The sequence below is a fragment of the Micromonospora sp. NPDC047740 genome (assembly GCF_043204735.1).
Lineage (GTDB): Bacteria > Actinomycetota > Actinomycetes > Mycobacteriales > Micromonosporaceae > Micromonospora.
This window is the reverse complement of the sequence record NZ_JBIDCT010000002.1, coordinates 351653-369729: the sequence shown is the minus strand read 5'-3', so window position 1 is coordinate 369729 and position 18077 is coordinate 351653. Positions and strand designations below refer to the sequence as shown.

Sequence of the window (18077 nt, the reverse complement as noted above, 5' to 3'; positions counted from 1 at the left end):
GCGGTGTCCACGTGGCCGGCACGCAGCCCGAATTAGGGCGTGTCTCCCGGATCTCGTCGAGCCGAGACGAGGCCCAGGCGGCGATCCGACAACGCCGCCGGGCGCCGCCTGGGCTCGTCGCAGGCCGGCGAAGATCCGGGAGACGCGCCCTAGTCCCCGCAGCCGCTTTCGAGCTGACATCACGAACGACTCAGCGCCACCGCCGCACGACCCGACCAGGCCTCCAACCCTGACACCCGCACCCGCACCCGCCGGCACCCGCACCCGGCAGCGGCAGCGGCAGCGGCAGGCTGAATCGTTTATGACATCAGCTCGAAAGGACGCGCAGGCACAGTCGCCGGCGCGAGGAGGGCTTCGGGGCGCGACGGCCGGCGGCACCGAAAAGACCAGGGCCAGAGCTATGGTCACCGCCGACCGACCACGCCGGACGCCCAGTGCCCATCGCGGAATGCCGAAACGCGCACCGACCGCGAGAGCTTGAGCGGGAGCAGCGGGGGCTCAGCCGGTGATGGTGGCGGAGCCGAGCACCACGTCCCCGGCCGGGTCCGGCCGGTATGCCACCACGGCCTGCCCGGCGGCGACCCCGCGTACCGGGCGCCGCAGCTCGGCGTGCAGCCCGTCGGCGTCCAGCGACACGGTCGCCGGCACCACGTCGCCGTGCGCCCGCAACTGCACCTCGCACTCGACCGGGCCGGCAGGCCGCTCGCCACCGGTCCACACCGGGCGGGTGGCCCGCACCTGGGAGACCTCCAGCGCCTCGGCCGGCCCGACCGTCACGGTGTTGGTCTTCGGGGTGATGGAGAGCACGTAGCGGGGGCGGCCGTCCGGGGCGGGCCGGTCCAGGTGCAGGCCGCGCCGCTGCCCGACGGTGTACTGGTAGGCGCCGGTGTGGCTGCCCACCACCGCGCCGGTGAGCGCGTCGACCACCTCGCCGGGGGCCTCGCCGAGCCGCTCGGCCAGGAAGCCCCGGGTGTCGCCGTCGGCGATGAAGCAGATGTCGTGCGAGTCCGGCTTGTCGGCCACCGCGAGGCCGCGCCGGGCGGCCTCCGCGCGTACCTCGGCCTTGGTGGAGTCGCCGAGCGGGAAGATCGACCGGTCGAGCTGCGCGCGGGTCAGCACCGCGAGGACGTACGACTGGTCCTTGGCCAGGTCGACGCTGCGCCGCAGCAGACCGTCCGGGCCGAGCCGGGCGTGGTGGCCGGTCACCACCGCGTCGAAGCCGAGCGCCACCGCCCGGTCCAGCACCGCGGCGAACTTGATCTTCTCGTTGCAGCGCAGGCACGGGTTCGGGGTACGTCCGGCCGCGTACTCGGCGACGAAGTCGTCCACCACGTCCTCGTGGAAGCGGTCGGCCAGGTCCCAGACGTAGAACGGGATGCCGAGCACGTCGGCGGCCCGACGGGCGTCCCGGGAGTCCTCAAGGGTGCAGCAGCCCCGGGCACCGGTGCGGTAGGTCTGCGGGTTGCGGGCCAGCGCCAGGTGCACCCCGGTCACGTCGTGCCCGGCCTCCACCGCGCGCGCCGCCGCCACCGCGGAGTCCACCCCGCCCGACATCGCCGCCAGAACCCTCACCGGCTCACTCCCCTCGTCCTCACCGAGGGTATCCGGGTCAGCGGGGGGTGCGGAGAGCGGCCGCGCGGCGGGCTCGCTCCACGGCGGCCGGCAGCGCGGCGATCAGCGCGTCGACCTCCGCCCGGGTGCTGGTGTGGCCGAGGGTGAACCGCAGTGACGAACGGGCCCGGTCGTCGTCGGCGCCCATGGCCAGCAGCACGTGCGAGGGCTGGGCCACCCCGGCCGAGCAGGCCGAGCCGGTCGAGCAGGCGATGCCCTGGGCGTCGAGGAGGAGCAGCAGCGCGTCCCCCTCGCAGCCGGGGAAGGAGAAGTGCGCGTTGCCGGGGAGCCGCTCGACCGGGTCGCCGTTGAAGATCACCTCGGGGACCGCCTGCCGGACCCGTTCCACCAGCTCGTCGCGGAGGGCGGCGATCCGGGCCGCGTACTCCTGCTGGCCCTTCACGGCGGACTCGACGGCGACCGCGAAGGCCACGATGCCGGCGGTGTCGAGGGTGCCGGAGCGGACGTCGCGCTCCTGGCCGCCGCCGTGCAGCACCGGGGTGGCGGCGACGTCCCGGGCCAGCAGCAGGGCGCCGACACCGGTCGGACCGCCGAGCTTGTGCCCGGTGACGGTGAGGGCGGACACTCCGCTCGCGGCGAAGTCGACCGGCACCTGCCCGACCGCCTGGATCGCGTCGGTGTGGAACGGCACCCCGTGCTCGGCGGCGACCGCGGCCAGTTCGGCGACCGGCTGCACGGTGCCCACCTCGTTGTTGGCCCACATGGTGGTGACCAGGGCCACCCGCTCGCCGTGCGCGGCCAGCTCGGCGCGGAGCCGCTCCGGGTCGAGCCGGCCGGCGGCGTCGACGGGCAGCCAGCCGACCTCGGCGCCCTCGTGGCCGGCGAGCCAGTCCACCGCGTCCAGCACGGCGTGGTGCTCGACGGCGCTGGAGACCACCCGGGTCCGCTCGGCGTGGGCGGTGCGGCGGGCCCAGAAGATGCCCTTCACCGCGAGGTTGTCACTCTCGGTGCCACCCCCGGTGAAGATCACCTCGGAGGGGCGGGCACCGAGGACGGCGGCCACCCGCTCACGGGACTCCTCCACCCGCCGCCGGGCGCGCCGGCCCGTCGCGTGCAGCGACGACGCATTGCCCACCTCGCGGGCCGTGGCGAGGTACGCCTCGAGTGCCTCATCGAGCATCGGGGTCGTCGCCGCGTGATCCAGGTATGCCATCCCGCTCAGCCTAACGGCCCAGCGCCGTGCCGCCGGACGCCGGACCGCCCGTCGATCCCGGGCCACGCCGGATGTTCCCAGTCGGTACGCTGAACGGGCCCACGTCGCCGACAACTCGCCGAGGGCAACCCTGACGGGCTGATCGGCGGGCCGGCTCAGCTCCCCGGCCCGCCGATCAGCTCCCTTCGGTCACTTCCGCTTGCGGATCTCCTCCGCGGCCTGCGGGACGACCTTGAACAGGTCGCCGACCACGCCGAAGTCGGCCAGCTCGAAGATCGGCGCCTCGGCGTCCTTGTTCACCGCGACGATGGTCTTCGAGGTCTGCATGCCGGCCCGGTGCTGGATCGCGCCGGAGATGCCCAGCGCGATGTAGAGCTGCGGGGAGACGGTCTTGCCGGTCTGGCCCACCTGGAACTGGTGCGGGTAGAAGCCGGAGTCGACCGCCGCGCGGGACGCGCCGACGGCGCCGCCGAGCAGGTCGGCCAGCTCCTCGACCAGCTTGAAGTTGTCCGCGTTGCCGACACCGCGACCGCCGGAGACGACGACCGAGGCCTCGGTGAGCTCCGGGCGGGAGCCCTTCTGCTCGGCGACCCGCTCCACGACCTTGGCGAGCTTGTCGGCGTCGGTGACCGACACGGTGAGCTGCTCCACCGCCGGGCTGGCCGGGGCCGGGGCCGGGGTGAGCGAGTTCGGCCGGACGGTGACCAGCGGCAGCCCCTTGGTGACCTTGGACTTGACGATGGTGGAGCCGGCGAACGCGACCTGGGTCGCGGTGCCGTCGGCGGCGAGGGCGACCACGTCGGTCAGGATGCCGTTGTCCAGCTTGACCGCCAGGCGGGCGGCGATCTCCTTGCCCTCCTGCGACGAGGCGAGCAGCACGGCGGCCGGCTGCACCCGCTCGACCAGCTCGGCCACCACGGTGGCCTTCGGGGCCACCAGGTAGCCGTCGATCTCCGCACCCTCGGCGGCGTAGATCTTCTCCGCGCCGTACTCGCCCAGCTTGGCGCTCAGCGCCTCGGCGGCACCGGCGCCACCGAGCACGACCGCGCTCGGGGTGCCCAGCTCGCGGGCGAGGGTGAGCATCTCCAGGGTGACCTTCTTGACGCCGAACTCCCGGGTGGCTTCGACGACGACGAGAACCTCAGACATGTCCAGACCTCTCACACGAACTTCTCGGTGGCGAGGAACTCGACCAGCTTCACGCCGCCCTCGCCCTCATCGGTGATCTTCTCGCCGCCGGAGCGCGGCGGGCGCTTGGTGTGCTCGAGCACGGCGCTGGTCGCGCCGTCGAAGCCCACCTCGGCGGGGGCGACGCCGAGGTCAGCCAGGGAGAGCGTCTGCACCGGCTTCTTCTTGGCGGCCATGATGCCCTTGAAGGAGGGGTAGCGCGGCTCGTTGATGGTGTCCCAGACGGAGACCACGGCCGGGGTGGCGGCGGTGACCACCTCGTAGCCCTCCTCGGTCTGCCGCTCGACGGTCAAGGTGGAGCCGTCGACGGTGAGCTTGCGCGCGCCGGTCAGGGCGGCGACCCCCAGCCGCTCGGCGATCATGTGCGGGAGGACCTGGACCCGGCCGTCGGTCGACTCGGCACCGCAGATCACCAGGTCTGCGCCGAGCTGACCGAGGGCGGCGGCGAGCACCTTGGAGGTGGCCACGGCGCAGGACCCGTGCAGGGCGTCGTCCACCACGTGCACGGCCTTGTCCGGGCCCATGGAGAGCGCCTTGCGGATCGACTCGGTCGCCCGGTCCGGACCCATGGTCAGGATGGTGACCTCGCCGCCGTGCGCCTCCTTGATCTTCAACGCCTCCTCGATGGCGTACTCGTCCATCTCGTTGATGACGTTGTTCGCCGAACCGCGGTCGACGGTGTTGTCGTCAGGACGCAGGTTGCGGTCCGCGCCCGAATCGGGCACCTGCTTGACGAGTACGACGATGTTCATCGCGCTTCGACGACCCTCCTGTTTGGTGTAGCGATCACTCGCCCGGTCACGGGCGCAGCCTCCCGCGTGACTTAACGATCGGTCAACTGCGGGCTGCTGTGCGGTTGCCCACGGGACCTATGTTACCCACAAGTAGCATCGCCCCTCCGGGCGCTCAGAGTGACACAGGTCACCGGGCGCCCGAGTGCCGGGTAGGCTCACAAACCGGGAGGTGAGGCATATGTCCGAAAACGGCGTATCACCGGGTCGGCGCGACCCGGCGGGAGGCCTGCGCACCTCCCGCCGGCCCTGCCGCCGGATGATCCCGGACACCTACCGGTGCGCCTGCGGCCGCGTCCGCGACCGCTGTGTCCGGGCCAGCGTCCGCGCGCTCTGGTCCGCCGAGCCGGTCAGGCGGGCCCGGCCAGCGCACCCCTGATCTTGTCGATCACCGCCGCCTCACTGGTCGACTTCCCCCGGTGGGCCTGCGCCACCCGCTCCGCCGCGGCCAGCACCACCGACCGGTACGTCTCGACGTCCGCCGGCGACTTCGCCCGCAGGATCTCCACCGCGCGGCGCAACGCGGGCAGCACCGTCGCCTCGATCTCCAGCGCGGAGTCCCGGGGCAGTTGCGGCAGCCGGCCCGCGGTGAGTGCCTCCTTCACCACCCCGCTGGCGCCGCCGAGCGCCCCGGACGCCGCGAAGCTCTCCCGCACCAGGGACAGCATTCCCGGCTCGGCGTTGGAGACCAGGAAGACCGCGCCGAAGGCTCCGGTCCTGAGGGTCAGCCGCTCGTCCTCCGTCAACGGTTCCATGATCACGGAGTGTAGACGTACGGAGTGGTCGTGGTGACCGCGACAAGCCCCAGCCGCTCCAGGATCGGGCGGCTGTCCGGCGAGCAGTCGACCTGCACCAGCGTCTTGCCGCGCTGCTCGGCCAGCCGCGCCCGGTACGCCACCAGCGCCCGGTAGATGCCCTTGCCCCGCCACTCGGCCAGGGTCGAGCCGCCCCAGAGCGTGGCGAAGCTGGTGTCGGGCAGATAGCGCACCCAGCCGGCGCTGACCACCACGCCGCCCGCCTCGGCCACCACCACCGTGATCGACTGCGGGTCGGCCTCGATCTCCTTCGCCAACCCGGTGACCAGGTGGCTCCGGTCGTCGTTCCAGACCGCCTCCTCCATCGCGGCGATCCGCTCCAGGTCCTCCCGGTCGGTCACCTCACGCAGGCGTACCCCCTCGGGCAGAACCGGGACGGCGGCGGCCAGGGCCGCGACCGGACCGACCACGACGGTCTCCAGATCCTCCGGCACGAAGCCGGCAGCGCTCAGCCGGTCGCCCAGGTCGGCCGGCTCGTCGTGGCCGTTCAGCTTCCACTCGACCGCCTCGCCCCGGCCGCGGAAGAACTCGACCTGCCGGGCGATCAGCGCGTCCAGCTCCGCGCCGGCCAACCCGTCGAGGGTCCGGTACGTGATGAACCCGCGATGGTCCAGGCCGACGATGCGGACCAGCGGGCCGTCCCGCTCGACGGTCACACCGGCCCGCGGCGGGTTCGGGATCTCCGGGCGGATCTGTGCGTCATAGGCATCGCGCAGGCTGCGCGCGTCAAGATCAGTCATCCCCCCAGGCTAGGCACCGGGTAAAGCGGATAATCGACGACATGTGGGAGGCGATCAGGCGCTGGTTCGACCCGCGCGAGCTCCGATCGGTCGGCACCACGCCCGACTACCGCTTCTCCCTGGCCAACGAGCGGACCTTCCTGGCCTGGCTGCGTACCGGCCTGGCGCTGATCGCCGGCGGGCTGGCCGCCGCGCAGTTCCTGCCCCCGCTCCCCCTGGCCCACCTGCGCGAGGCGATCGCCATCGCACTGCTGCTGCTCGGCGGCACAGTCGCGGTCCGCGCGGTCGACCACTGGGCGCGTACCGAGCGGGCGATCCGGCTGGGCGAGGAACTGCCCGCGTCCCGCTTCCCGGCGATCCTGGCCCTCGCCGTCGCCGTCGGCGCGCTGCTGCTGGTGGTCGCGGTCCTCGCCCGGGCGATCCGGTGACCGGCGACCCCGGACTCCAGCCGGAACGGACCCGGCTGGCCTGGCGGCGTACCCTGCTGACCCTCACCGGGGTCACCGTGCTGCTGGTCCGGCTGGCGCTCACCGGCGGCGCCACGGGCGCTGCGCTGGCCGGGCTCGCCGTGCTGGCGTGGCTGGGCGCGCTCGCGGTGAGCTGGCGGCGGGCCACCGGCACCGGGGCATGGCGGCCGCCGCGCTGGTCGTTCCCGCTGACCGCGCTGACCGCTGCCGGTCTCGCGCTGCTCGGCGTCGTGCTGGTGGTGGCCGGGCTGCGCTGAACGGCGTCAGTGGTCCATGATGTCCGGCATGTATCGCCTGTACGGGCTCCTCTTCCTGGCCCAGATCGTGCTCGCCGTCTGCGCACTGATCAGCTGTCTCTCCGCCGAGGAGGGTGAGATCCGGGCGCTGCCCCGCATCGCCTGGGTGCTCATCATCCTGTTCTTCCCGCTGATCGGTTCGGTCGCCTGGTTCGCCGCCGGGCGGGAGCAGGCCGGTCGCCGGCCCCGCACCGCCTGGCCGATGGGGAACGGCTTCTCGGAACAGGACCGCCGCCGGCCGGTGGCGCCGGACGACGACCCGGCGTTCCTGTCCTCCCTGGCCGAGCGGTCTCGCCGCGACGACCAGGAACTCCTCCGGCGCTGGGAGGACGACCTGCGCCGGCGCGAGGAGGAGCTGCGCCGCCGGGAGGGCGACCGGGACCGGCCGGAGGTCTGAGCCCCGCTGGTAGTCCGCTCACCCGACGACCCGACCGCCGTCGCCGGTCACTCCGGCGACGGCGGTCGCCGGCCGTGGGTCAGGCCAGGTTGGACGAGCGGGGGTACGCGTCGGACGGGTCGGTCAGCACGTTGACCAGGTACGGCACGCCGGCGTCGAAGGCGCGGGTCAGGGCCGGGCCGAGGTCGGCGGCCTTCTCCACCGTCTCGCCCGCGCCACCGAGTGCCTCGACCACCTTGTCGTAGCGCAGCCCGGGCTGGAGGTCGGCGGCCACGTCGTAGCCGTACATGGCTCGCATCGGGTGCTTCTCCAGCCCCCAGATGCCGTTGTTGCCGACCACGATGACCACCGGGAGCCGCTGCCGGACCAGGGACTCCACGTCCATCAGCGAGAAGCCGGCGGCGCCGTCGCCCATCAGCACGCAGATCTGTCGGTCGGGGTGGCTGACCCGGGCTCCCATGGCGTAGCCCATGCCGGTGCCGAGGCAGCCGTACGGGCCGGGGTCGAGCCAGGTGCCGGGCTGCGCCGGCTCCAGATACTTCCCGGCGTACGACACGAAGTCGCCGCCGTCGCCGATGGTGATCGCGTCGGCGGCGAGCACCCGGCGCAGCTCGCCGTAGACCCGGGCCGGGCGGATCGGGTCCGTCTCGGCGGCCATCTCCTCGGCGTCGCGGGCCTTCGCGGCGTCCTCCGCGGTGCGCAGCTGGGCGATCCAGTCGGCGTGGTCGGCCCGGTCGCCGGAGTGCTCGGCGAGCGCGGTGAGGATGAGCCGCAGGTCGCCGGCGGGGCTGACGGCCGGCTGGACGTGCCCGGCGCGCTGGCTGGGCGCGTCCACGATGTGGACGACCGGGGCGTCGCCGAAGTCGCCGAAGCTCAGCCGGAAGTCCAGCGGGGTGCCGACGACCACGACCACGTCGGCGCCCTTGAGGGCGACCCGGCGAGCCTTGGCGAAGGCCAGCGGGTGCTCCGGCGGCAGCGCGCCCCGGCCCATGCCGTTGGTGAAGACCGGCACCTGGAGGGACTCGGCGGCGGCGCGCAGGGCCTCGGTGGCGTCGCCCGCGTACACGTCGGAACCGGCGATGATCACCGGGCGGGCGGCGCCGGCGATCAGGCCGGCGGCCCTGGCGACCTCGTCCGGATCCGCCTCCAGCGGGGCGACCGGGGTGACGGCCGGCAGGTCGGCCTCGCCGACCGAGAAGACCGCTTCGAGGGGGAAGTCGAGAAACACCGGGCCGCGGTGCGGGGTGAGCGCCGCGGTGAGGGCGGCGGTGACCGCGCGCGGGATGTCGTCGGCGCTGAACACCGTCTCGGCGTGCTTGGTCACCGGGGCGACCAGGGGCAGGTGATCCATCTCCTGCAGGCTGCCGGAGCCCCAGCGGAACTGCGGGGCCCGCCCGCCCAGCACCAGCACCGGCGAGGCGTTGAAGAAGGCGCTGGTCAGCCCGGAGACACCGTTGGTCACGCCGGGGCCCGCGGTGAGCACGGCCAGGCCGGGGCGGCGCTGGAGCTTCGCCACCGCCTCGGCGGCGAAGACGGCGGACTGCTCGTGCCGGACGTCGTAGATCGGGAATCCGGTCCGGTGCGCGGCGTCGTAGAGCGGGAAGACGTGCCCGCCGGAGAGGGTGAACATCTCCCGTACGCCGTGCGCGCGCAGCGCCGCCAGCGCCAGTTCCCCGCCGTGCCCCTCGACCCGTTCCGTCATCGCCACTCCCCTTCGTCCCAGGACCGGAGTCACACGTTACTGACCGGTAGGCGGAATGTGAACCGGCCTCGGGCCGGCGACGGAGGTGCGCCGCCGACCCGGGGGCAGGCGGCTCAGCGGCCGGTGAAGTCAGGCTTGCGCTTCTCGACGAACGCGGCCATGCCCTCGCGCCGGTCGTCGGTGGCGAAGAGCGCCGCGAAGAGCTGGCTCTCCCAGGCCAGGCCCGAGTTGAGGTCCATGTCCAGGCCACCGTCGACGGCCAGCTTGGCGGCCCGCAGGGCCTGCACCGGGCCGGTCAGGAACGGCTTCACGTAGGCGACGGCGGCGTCGTAGACCTCGGCGGCCGGGACCACCCGGTCGGCCAGGCCGATCCGCAGCGCCTCCTGCGCGTCGACCATCCGGCCCGTCATGATCAGGTCCTTGGCCCGCGCCGGGCCGACCAGCCGGGCCAGCCGCTGGGTGCCGCCGGCGCCCGGGATGATGCCGAGCTTGATCTCCGGCTGGCCGAGCTTCGCATCCTCGGCCACCACCCGCCAGTCACAGGCCAGGGCCAGCTCGCAGCCACCGCCGAGGGCGTACCCGGTGATCGCGGCGACCACCGGCTTCGGGATCCGGGCGATGGCGCCCAGCGCGCTGGAGAGGTCGGCGGCGCGGGCGGCCATGTCCACGTAGGACATGTCGGCCATCTCCTTGATGTCCGCGCCGGCGGCGAAGACCTTCTCCCCGCCGTACACGATGACGGCGCGGACCTCGGCGTCCGCGGTGGCCTCGGTCGCGGCGGCGCGCAACTCCTCCTGCACCTGGGTGTTGAGCGCGTTCATCGGCGGCCGCTCCAGCCGGATGGTGCCGATGCCGTCCTTCACTTCCAGCCTGACGAACTCGCCCACGCTGCCCTCACTTCCTCGTCGAAGTCGCGTGCCAACCTTACGGCCCGGGTCGTTGGGGCAAGTAGTCTGGTAGCTGCCCTGCCACCGGGAGTAAGGCCATGATCACGTATTACGACGACAGGTCCGTGCAGGTCACCTCGACCGCCGTGCGCGTCGACGGCCGGGCGTTCCCGCTCGCCGAGATCAGCGTGGTGTGGCACCGCCGAGGCAGCCGCTCCTGGCGGGTACTGGCCGGCCGGGGCGCCATCGGAGCGGCCCTCGCCGGCCCCGTGGCGGCCGCCGTGCTCGGGGTCGCGCTGGCCATCTGGCTGCGGCCCGCGCCGGTGGTGACGATCGCCATCGTGGGCGCCTCCGTGCTCGTCGGCCTCGGGGTCGGGCCGCTCGCCGACGTCCTCTTCGAACACCTCGACCGCTCCTACGACCGGGGCAGCCGGGAGCTGGAGATGTGGGCGCGCTGGCGGGGCCAGCCGGTGCGGCTGCTGCGCAGCGGCGACGCACTTCGCTTCGGCCAGATCTACCGGGCGGTGCAGCGCGCCATGGAGAGCGGGCAGGTGCCCCGCCGTCAGAAGGCGATCGGCTCGTCCGGCAGCAGCCCCAGGCCGCGCAGCAGGCCGTAGGTGTCCTGCTCGCCCCAGAACTGGACGATCCGCCCGCCGGCCAGCCGGTACATCTTGCAGGCGCTCTGCACGGTCGTCGCCCCCGTGGCGTCCCGCCGGTACGTCTGCGCCAGCGAGACGACCACCCGGTCCTCCGCCGCGAAGAGCTCCAGGATCTCCTGGCTGATGACGGTCAACCCGGGCGAGGAGACGGCGGCCTCGGGGTAGTGCCGGCCGCGCACCGCCGTGCCCGAGCCGTAGATCTCCACGTCCTCCGCGACCACCTCGGCCAACTCGGCCAGGTCCTTGGTGACGAACGTCCGCAGGTACCGACGGACCACCTCGACGTTGCGCTCCTGCTCGTTGAGGCCCGCCGGGGCGCCGGCGTCGTTCCGGTCCGTCATGCGCTCGGACGCTACCCGGCCGATCGTGTTTCCGTTGTCCCCGCGGCCGGTCGGGGTTTGGAGCCGGAACCCCGAGCCCGGACCGCAGGCACTCCTGTTCGCCCCCCTTTGGAGCTGATGTCGCAGACGATTCGGGCCCGCAGCCGCGCTCGGGCGTGACATCGCAAGCGATTCAGCTCCAAAGGGGGTGCGCAGCCATCGGGCCGCCGCCGCCCCGCCGACGCGGCTCTCGCCAGCACCGGGACTTGAAACCGGGTGGTTAGGCTGAGTGATGACTTTCTATTACCGGGACGACGCGGTACAGGTCACCTCCGAGGCCATCCACGCGGGCGGGCACGTCGTCATCCTCGCCGACGTCACGTACGTCTGGCACGCGCGCGGACCAACCACCCTGGCCGTCCGGTCCCGGGTCCTCGGCCGCGGCGTCCTGGTCCTGCTCCTGTCGCTGCCGCCGCTGGTGGCCGTGGTCTGCGTACTGTCCCTCGCCTGGGCCGCGCAGGACCGGGGCAACTGGCAGCTGGCCCTGGTCGTCCTGGCCGGCTGCGCGATCGCCGCGCTCGCGCTCACCCCCTTTCTGGAGGTGCCGCTCGGCTGGCTGGACCGCTCCTACGACCGCGGCAACCGGGTGCACGAGCTGTGGGTGCAGCACCACGGGCGGGAGGTGATGCTGCTGCGGACACCGGACGCGCTGCGGTTCGGGCAGATCTACCGGGCGGTGCAGCGCGCCGTCGAGCAGCAGGGGGAGCGCCGCTGACCGCTCCACCCGGCGATGCTGGTCGGGGCAACGCACACTGGTGGGCATGGCGATTTCCCTCCCCCGCCCCGGCGCCGTCGTCGGGCTCACCCGTTCCGCCCTGGACCAGGCGCTCGGCTCGGCCGCCGCGTTCGCCGCCGTGCCGTCCCGTGCCTTCGCGGTGCTCGACGACGTGGAGGTGCTGCTGCGCCGGATCAACGGGGTGGTCGACCGGATCGAGGGCACGCTCGACCGCACCGACCGGGTGCTCACCGACGCGGAGGCCGCGGTCCGGGAGGTCGGGGTGATCAGCGCCGCCGCCACCGGGGCCATCGAGACGGCCACCGAGGTCGCCACGGCCGCCGCCGCGGTGGTCGGCGAAGCCGAGCGGGTCTCCGCCGCCGCCGGCGTGGTGGTCGGCGAGGCCGACCGGGTGGCCCGGACGGCGGGCGCGGTGGTGGCCGAGGCCGAAGCGGCGTCCGGCACCGCCACTGAGCTGCTGGCGGCGTACGAGCCGGCGCTGCGGCGGGCCGCGCCGATGGCGGCCCGGTTCGTCGAGCAACTCACCCCGGAGGAGGTGACCGCCGCGATCCGGCTGGTCGACGAACTGCCGAAGCTGAAGGAGCACCTGACCTCGGACGTGCTGCCGATCCTGGCCACTTTGGACCGGGTCGGCCCCGACCTGCACGACCTGCTCGCCGTCACCCGCGACCTCAAGCTCGCCGTCGCCGGCATCCCAGGCCTCGGCATGCTCCGCCGCCGCGGCGAGCGCCTGGTCGACGACCCGACCGACCGGGACGCCGCAGCCAACTGACCGGGCCGACCGGGAGCTGCGGCCGAACGCACCGGGGCTCAGCAGTCGCAGGTCACGGCGGCGCGGGGCGCGGTCAGCTCGTCCACCCGGCGGCGGACGGTCCCCTCCGGGGTTACCACCGGCAGGCCCTCCCGTGCCCAGTACTCGAAGCCGCCGATCATCTCCTTCACCCGCCAGCCGAGCCGGGCGAACTCCAGCGCCGCCCGGGTGGCCCCGTTGCAGCCCGGCCCCCAGCAGTACGTCACCACCGTCGACCCGGCCGGCACCACCTCGGCGGCGCGGGCGGCGATCTCGGCCGTGGGCAGGTGCACCGCATCCGGCAGGTGCCCCTGCCGCCAGGCCGCGGCCCCGCGCGAGTCGACCACCACCAGGTCGGGCGTGCCTGCCGTCAGGGCGGCGTGCACGTCGCTGACGTCGGTCTCGAAGCTGAGTCGGGCGAGGAAGTGGGCGGCAGCGGTCGCCGGGGCGGCCGGCGGTACGGAGAACGTCATGCCCCGATCCTGCGGCTCCGGCCGGCAGCGGCGGGAGTGGCGTGATCGTCGTCCTTCGCTAAGATCCCGCCATGGCTCCCGTGGACCGTACCGTGGCGGTGCTGGCGTACCCGGGGATGTCGGTCTTCGAGACCGGCATCGTGACCGAGGTGTTCGGGCTGCCCCGCCCCGAACTGGAGGTCGACTGGTACCGGCTCACCGTCTGCGCGGAACGCCCCGGGCCGGTGCCGGTCGTCGGCGGGGCCGCCCTGCACACGCCGCATGGCCTGGCGACCCTCGCCGAGGCCGGCACGGTGATCCTGCCCGGGGTGCCGGACGTCACCGCCGACCCTTCGCCGGAGCTGGTGGCCGCGTTGCGTCGGGCGCACCGGCGAGGCGCCCGGCTGATGTCGATCTGCTCCGGCGCGTTCGCCCTCGCCGGGGCGGGTCTGCTCGACGGCCGGCGGGCCACCACCCACTGGCGGTACGCGGACCTGCTGGCCCGCCGTCACCCGGCGGTCACCGTCGACCCGGACGTGCTCTACCTGGACGATGGCGACATCCTCACCAGCGCGGGCAGCGCCGCCGGGCTGGACCTCTGCGTGCACGTGGTCCGCCGCGACTTCGGGGCGGCGGTCGCCAACGCGGTGGCCCGTCGGCTGGTGATCCCGCCGCACCGGGAGGGTGGGCAGGCCCAGTTCATCGAGGCGCCGGTGAGCGTCGACCCGGACGACGACCGGATCGCCGCCAGCATGGCCTGGGCGGTCCGCCACCTGGCCGAGCCGCTGACCGTGGCGGCGCTGGCCCGGCAGGCGCACATGTCGACCCGCAGCTACCTACGGCACTTCGCCCGGGCCGCCGGCGCCAGCCCGATCCGCTGGCTGATCGACCAGCGGGTGCGGGCCAGCCTCGCCCTGCTGGAGACGACCGATGCACCGGTGGCGGAGATCGCCGCGGCGGTGGGCTTCGACAGTCCGGTCACCTACCGGCACCACTTCGGGCGGGCGATGCGCACGTCGCCGTCGGCGTACCGGCGGGCGTTCCGGGCCGGCGTGGCGTAGCCGGTCAGGCCGGCGGGGTGTACAGCTCGTCGATCTCCACCCGACGGGGCATCGCCACCGACGCGCCGAGCCGGCGTGCGCAGGCCGCGCCGGCCGCCGCCGCCCAGTGCACCGCGTCGACGAGGTCCCGGCTCTCGCCCCAGCCGACGGCGAGCGCGGCGGTGAAGGCGTCCCCGGCGGCGGTCTCGTCGACCACGTCGACCTTCACGGCCGGGACGTGCACGGACGTGCCGTCCCGGTCGCCGTACCAGGCGCCGTCGGCGCCGAGGGTCAGCACCGCCCGGGGCACCAGGTCGAGCAGTGCGTCCGGCTCGTCCCGGCGCCGTCCGGTGAGGGCGTGCGCCTCGGTCTCGTTGACCACCAGCAGGTCCACCGCGGCGAGCAGCTCCGCCGGCACCGGTCGGGCCGGCGCCGCGTTGAGCACCACCCGGGTGCCCGCCGCCCGGGCCGCAACGGCCGCCTCGGTCACCGTCTCGACCGGCACCTCCAGCTGCGCGACCAGCACGTCCGCTGCGCGTACGGCGTCCAGCTCGCCCTGGGTGAGGCCGGTGAACGCACCGTTGGCGCCGGGCGTGACCAGGATGGCGTTCTCCCCCGCACCACCCACCATGACCAGGGCGACGCCCGAGGCCCCGTACACCACCCGGAGCTGGCTGGTGTCGACGCCGGCCGCGGTGATGCGGGCCTTGAGGGTGACCCCGAAGGCGTCCGAGCCGATGGCGCCGAGAAAGAGGCAGGAGGCGCCGGCGCGCACGGCGGCGATGGCCTGGTTGGCGCCTTTGCCGCCGGGCAGCATCACGAAGTCGCTGCCGAGCACGGTCTCGCCGGGGCGGGGCAGCGCGGCGGCGGTGCCGACCAGGTCCATGTTGGCGCTGCCCACCACGGCGACCCGGGTCTGCGGCACGGTGGCCCCTCCTCCAGTCACGCGGCCCGGGCGGTCCACCGGTCGCCGGTGCGCTGCACGACCAGCGGCAGGCCGAAGGTCTTCGACAGGTTGTCGGCGGTGAGCGTGTCGGCGAGCAGACCCTGGGCCACCACGCCGCCCTCGCGCAGCAGCAGGGCGTGGGTGAAGCCGGGGGGGATCTCCTCGACGTGGTGGGTCACCAGCACCAGCGCCGGGGCGTCCGGGTCGTACGCCAGCTCGGCGAGCCGGGCGACCAGGTCCTCGCGCCCACCCAGGTCGAGCCCGGCGGCCGGCTCGTCGAGGAGCAGCAGCTCCGGGTCGGTCATCAGGGCGCGGGCGATCTGCACCCGCTTGCGCTCCCCCTCCGACAGCGTGCCGTACGCCCGCTCGCCGAGGTGGCCGACGCCGAGCTGGCGCAGCAGCGACTGGGCGCGCAGCTCGTCGGTGCGGTCGTAGTTCTCCCGCCAGCGGCCCACCACCGACCAGGCCGCGGTGACCACGACGTCGGCGACCCGTTCGTCGCCGGGAATCCGCTCGGCCAGCGTGGCGGTGGAGAGGCCGATGCGGGTCCGCAGCTCGTTGACGTCGGTGCGGCCGATCCGCTCGCCGAGGACGTGCGCGGTGCCGGTGGTCGGGTGCAGCCGGCCGGCGGCCAGGTTGAGCAGGGTGGTCTTGCCGGCGCCGTTCCCGCCGAGCACCACCCAGCGTTCGTCCAGCTCGACCCGCCAGTCGAGGTCGTGCAGCAGCGCGGTGCCGGAGCGTTTGACGCCGACCCCGTCGAGGCTGACCACCACATCCAGGTCATGAGTCACCGGTCCATCCAACCACGCAGCCCGTGCGCTGCCCCCCACGGGCGGGGTCACCGCCATAGGGTGGGGCACCGTGTCGTTGGTCACCACACCCGGAGGATGGTTCATGCCCGACGCCTGCCAGGAGCCGCAGGGATGAGCGCGGTCATCGAGATCGCCGGTCTCCGCAAGACGTTCCACACCCTGCGCCAGGGGCGCCGGGTCGCCGCCGACGGTTTCGACCTGCTGGTCGAGTCGGGGCAGATCCACGGTTTCCTCGGGCCGAACGGCTCGGGCAAGACCACCACGCTGCGCGCCCTGCTCGGGCTGGTGCGGGCCGACGCCGGCCGGATGAGCGTGCTCGGGGCCAGTTCCCCGCAGCGGCTGCCGGAGGTGGCCGGGCGGGTCGGCGCGATCGTCGAGAGTCCGCAGTTCTTCGGCAACTTCACCGCCCGCCGTACGCTGCGGCTGCTCGCGGTGGCCGGGGGCGTGCCCACCGGCCGGGTGGACCAGGTGCTGGAGCAGGTCGGCCTGCGGGATCGGAGCGAGGAGCGGGTCAAGGGCTACTCGCTGGGCATGAAACAGCGGCTGGCCGTCGCGTCGGCGCTGCTCAAGAGCCCGGAGCTGCTGATCCTCGACGAGCCGGCCAACGGGCTGGACCCGGCCGGTATCCGGGAGATGCGGGACCTGATGCGCACCCTCGCGGCGTCCGGGGTGACCGTGCTGCTGTCCAGCCACATCCTGGCCGAGATCCAGCTGATCTGCGACCACGTGACGATCATCAGCCGGGGCCGGCGGGTGGCGTACGGGCGGGTGGAGGAGGTGCTGGACGGCTTCGACCAGCACGAGTGGCAGGTCCGGGTGGCCGAGCCGGAGCGCGCCGTGGAGTTGCTGGCCCAGGCCGGCATGTCGGTCACCGCCCATCCCGAGCACCTGTTGGTCGCCGGGGTCGACGACCCGGAGCTGATCAGCCGCACGCTGGGCGAGCAGGGTCTCTGGGTGCGGGAGCTGATCCCGCTCCGCCCGGACCTGGAGAGCGTCTTCCTGGAGCTGACCGGCACGACCCCGCACCCCACGGTGCCCCGGCAGGTGGACGGGTCACTACGCCCACCGGCCGGATCGGACGACGTGGTGATCGACCTCGACGCGCGCGAGAGCCAGGAGGTGGACGCGTGAACCTGGTCCGTGCCGAGTTGGAGCGGCTGACCGCCCGCCGCTTCGTGCAACTGATGGTGGTGCTGCTGCTGGTCGCCTTCGCGGTGACCGCGGGGACCACGCTGGCCGGCTCACACCAGCCCTCCGCCGAGGAGTTGAGCCGGGCCCGGGCGCAGGCCGCGGAGCAGATCGCGCAGCTGGAGGCGGCGCACGATCGCTGCCTCGCCATCAAGGCCGGGACCGTGGAGCCGCAGGAGCACGACTACGTGCCCAAGGACTGCGCCGAGGTGGACCCGGGGCGGATGGAGCGGTTGCCGACCACCTCGGACTACCTCAGTGGAGTGTTCGTCTTCGCCACCGAGGCCAAGCCGCTGCTCTACTTCCTGATCGCGTTCCTGGTGCTGTTCGGCTTCCTGGTCGGGGCCTCCTACATCGGCGCCGATCTGAACTCGGGCGGCGTGGTCAACCTGCTGCTGTGGCGACCCCGCCGGTGGGCGGTACTCGGCGCCAAGCTCGGCACGCTGCTCGCCGGGCTGCTGGTGTTCTCCGCAGTGGCGTCGGCGGCGTATCTGACGGTGTTCTGGCTGATCGGCCAGACGGTCGGTTACCCCGGCCCGATGGACGGGTCGTTCTGGGCGTCGCTGGGCGCCCAGCACGGGCGGGGGATGGCGCTGGTGCTGATCGCCGCGGCGGTCGGCTTCGCCATCGCGACGCTGGGCCGGCACACCGCCGCGGCGCTCGGCACGGTGGCCGCGTACCTGGTGGTGTGGGAGCTAGGGGCGCGGCTGGTGCTGCAGATCCTCGACGCGGCCCGTCCGGACCAGTGGATGCTCTCCAGCTACCTGGGCGCCTGGCTCAGCGGTGAGGTCGAGTTCTGGGACCGCAGCGCCTGCCACGGCGACATCTCCGGCTTCTGCGAGGGCCTGTACACCCTGACCTGGCGGCCCGGGCTGGCGGTGCTGCTCGGGTTGGCCGTGGTGCTGGTCGGGGCCGCGTTCGCCGCGTTCCGCCGCCGTGACCTGATCTGAGCCGGGCCGGTGCGGCCCGCGGCGACGGGGGCCGCACCGGCAACTCCTTGCAGACG

General features: G+C 73.7%; 21 protein-coding genes. 9 read left to right on the top strand and 12 right to left on the bottom strand.

Translation table 11 applies throughout. The annotated features are described in order from the left end of the window. Nucleotides 1–498 precede the first annotated feature (498 nt). From mnmA to ACGF4F_RS06280, 6 genes are all read right to left on the bottom strand, one after another. Nucleotides 499–1572: a tRNA 2-thiouridine(34) synthase MnmA gene (gene mnmA / locus ACGF4F_RS06305; RefSeq protein ID WP_357433889.1), complete on the bottom strand. Its 1074-nt coding sequence runs from the start codon at nt 1570–1572 to the stop codon at nt 499–501. A gap of 37 nt (nt 1573–1609) precedes the next feature. Beyond that, complete coding sequence (locus tag ACGF4F_RS06300) at nt 1610–2785, bottom strand: cysteine desulfurase family protein (RefSeq protein ID WP_357433891.1); 1176 nt, start codon at nt 2783–2785, stop codon at nt 1610–1612. Nucleotides 2786–2974: 189 nt separating this feature from the next. Continuing rightward, a complete protein-coding gene (locus tag ACGF4F_RS06295; protein WP_357433893.1) occupies nt 2975–3934 on the bottom strand; it encodes an electron transfer flavoprotein subunit alpha/FixB family protein in 960 nt (319 codons plus the stop codon). A gap of 11 nt (nt 3935–3945) precedes the next feature. Beyond that, complete coding sequence (locus ACGF4F_RS06290) at nt 3946–4725, bottom strand: electron transfer flavoprotein subunit beta/FixA family protein (protein WP_357433895.1); 780 nt, start codon at nt 4723–4725, stop codon at nt 3946–3948. A gap of 389 nt (nt 4726–5114) precedes the next feature. Further along, on the bottom strand, nt 5115–5519 hold the full coding sequence (locus ACGF4F_RS06285; RefSeq protein WP_357433897.1) for a hypothetical protein: 405 nt from the start codon (nt 5517–5519) through the stop codon (nt 5115–5117). Nucleotides 5520–5521: 2 nt separating this feature from the next. After that, complete coding sequence (locus ACGF4F_RS06280; RefSeq protein WP_393075467.1) at nt 5522–6319, bottom strand: GNAT family N-acetyltransferase; 798 nt, start codon at nt 6317–6319, stop codon at nt 5522–5524. Nucleotides 6320–6360: 41 nt separating this feature from the next. Between ACGF4F_RS06280 and ACGF4F_RS06275 the strand changes: the two genes are divergently transcribed. Genes ACGF4F_RS06275 through ACGF4F_RS06265 form a run of 3 tightly spaced genes read left to right on the top strand, consistent with a single transcriptional unit; the run spans nt 6361 to nt 7479 of the window. Further along, nucleotides 6361–6747, top strand: coding sequence for a DUF202 domain-containing protein (locus ACGF4F_RS06275; protein WP_357433901.1), 387 nt, complete (start codon nt 6361–6363; stop codon nt 6745–6747). Next, nucleotides 6744–7043: a DUF202 domain-containing protein gene (locus ACGF4F_RS06270; protein WP_357433903.1), complete on the top strand. Its 300-nt coding sequence runs from the start codon at nt 6744–6746 to the stop codon at nt 7041–7043. The genes ACGF4F_RS06275 and ACGF4F_RS06270 overlap by 4 nt, the downstream gene beginning before the upstream one ends. A 28-nt stretch (nt 7044–7071) precedes the next feature. Then, nucleotides 7072–7479, top strand: coding sequence for a PLD nuclease N-terminal domain-containing protein (locus tag ACGF4F_RS06265; protein ID WP_357433905.1), 408 nt, complete (start codon nt 7072–7074; stop codon nt 7477–7479). 79 nt (nt 7480–7558) lie between these two features. On the opposite strand, the gene ACGF4F_RS06260 is transcribed toward ACGF4F_RS06265, so the two are convergent. Together ACGF4F_RS06260 and ACGF4F_RS06255 are read right to left on the bottom strand one after the other, a co-directional pair. Next, entirely contained in the window at nt 7559–9181 is a 1623-nt protein-coding gene (locus ACGF4F_RS06260; RefSeq protein WP_357433907.1) for an acetolactate synthase, read from the bottom strand. A gap of 113 nt (nt 9182–9294) precedes the next feature. Beyond that, the gene (locus ACGF4F_RS06255; protein WP_387419928.1) at nt 9295–10068 is read right to left on the bottom strand and encodes an enoyl-CoA hydratase-related protein; all 774 of its coding nucleotides are present in this window, start codon (nt 10066–10068) and stop codon (nt 9295–9297) included. Nucleotides 10069–10166: 98 nt separating this feature from the next. Between ACGF4F_RS06255 and ACGF4F_RS06250 the strand changes: the two genes are divergently transcribed. After that, nucleotides 10167–10685: a DUF6232 family protein gene (locus ACGF4F_RS06250; protein WP_357433911.1), complete on the top strand. Its 519-nt coding sequence runs from the start codon at nt 10167–10169 to the stop codon at nt 10683–10685. On the opposite strand, the gene ACGF4F_RS06245 is transcribed toward ACGF4F_RS06250, so the two are convergent. Then, nucleotides 10631–11068 (bottom strand): nuclear transport factor 2 family protein, encoded by a 438-nt coding sequence (locus ACGF4F_RS06245; RefSeq protein WP_357433913.1) that lies wholly within the window; start codon nt 11066–11068, stop codon nt 10631–10633. The genes ACGF4F_RS06250 and ACGF4F_RS06245 overlap by 55 nt on opposite strands. Before the next feature lie 271 nt (nt 11069–11339). Here ACGF4F_RS06245 and ACGF4F_RS06240 point away from each other — a divergent pair, with 271 nt between their 5' ends. Further along, complete coding sequence (locus ACGF4F_RS06240; RefSeq protein ID WP_357433916.1) at nt 11340–11822, top strand: DUF6232 family protein; 483 nt, start codon at nt 11340–11342, stop codon at nt 11820–11822. A gap of 46 nt (nt 11823–11868) precedes the next feature. After that, nucleotides 11869–12615, top strand: a complete 747-nt coding sequence (locus ACGF4F_RS06235; protein ID WP_357433917.1) for a hypothetical protein — start codon at nt 11869–11871, stop codon at nt 12613–12615. A 38-nt stretch (nt 12616–12653) separates the two neighbouring features. Here the strand turns inward: ACGF4F_RS06235 and ACGF4F_RS06230 are convergent, their stop codons facing one another. Next, complete coding sequence (locus ACGF4F_RS06230; protein ID WP_357433919.1) at nt 12654–13106, bottom strand: rhodanese-like domain-containing protein; 453 nt, start codon at nt 13104–13106, stop codon at nt 12654–12656. A gap of 71 nt (nt 13107–13177) precedes the next feature. Here ACGF4F_RS06230 and ftrA point away from each other — a divergent pair, with 71 nt between their 5' ends. Continuing rightward, the gene (ftrA, locus tag ACGF4F_RS06225; protein WP_357433921.1) at nt 13178–14146 is read left to right on the top strand and encodes a transcriptional regulator FtrA; all 969 of its coding nucleotides are present in this window, start codon (nt 13178–13180) and stop codon (nt 14144–14146) included. Between the two features lie 4 nt (nt 14147–14150). Here the strand turns inward: ftrA and ACGF4F_RS06220 are convergent, their stop codons facing one another. Continuing rightward, complete coding sequence (locus tag ACGF4F_RS06220; RefSeq protein WP_357433923.1) at nt 14151–15050, bottom strand: ribokinase; 900 nt, start codon at nt 15048–15050, stop codon at nt 14151–14153. A gap of 17 nt (nt 15051–15067) precedes the next feature. Continuing rightward, nucleotides 15068–15919: an ABC transporter ATP-binding protein gene (locus ACGF4F_RS06215; protein ID WP_393075622.1), complete on the bottom strand. Its 852-nt coding sequence runs from the start codon at nt 15917–15919 to the stop codon at nt 15068–15070. Between the two features lie 75 nt (nt 15920–15994). Between ACGF4F_RS06215 and ACGF4F_RS06210 the strand changes: the two genes are divergently transcribed. Both ACGF4F_RS06210 and ACGF4F_RS06205 read left to right on the top strand, forming a co-directional pair. Next, a complete protein-coding gene (locus ACGF4F_RS06210) occupies nt 15995–17014 on the top strand; it encodes an ATP-binding cassette domain-containing protein (RefSeq protein WP_393075457.1) in 1020 nt (339 codons plus the stop codon). After that, the gene (locus tag ACGF4F_RS06205; protein ID WP_357433929.1) at nt 17011–18021 is read left to right on the top strand and encodes an ABC transporter permease subunit; all 1011 of its coding nucleotides are present in this window, start codon (nt 17011–17013) and stop codon (nt 18019–18021) included. The genes ACGF4F_RS06210 and ACGF4F_RS06205 overlap by 4 nt, the downstream gene beginning before the upstream one ends. Nucleotides 18022–18077 lie beyond the last annotated feature (56 nt).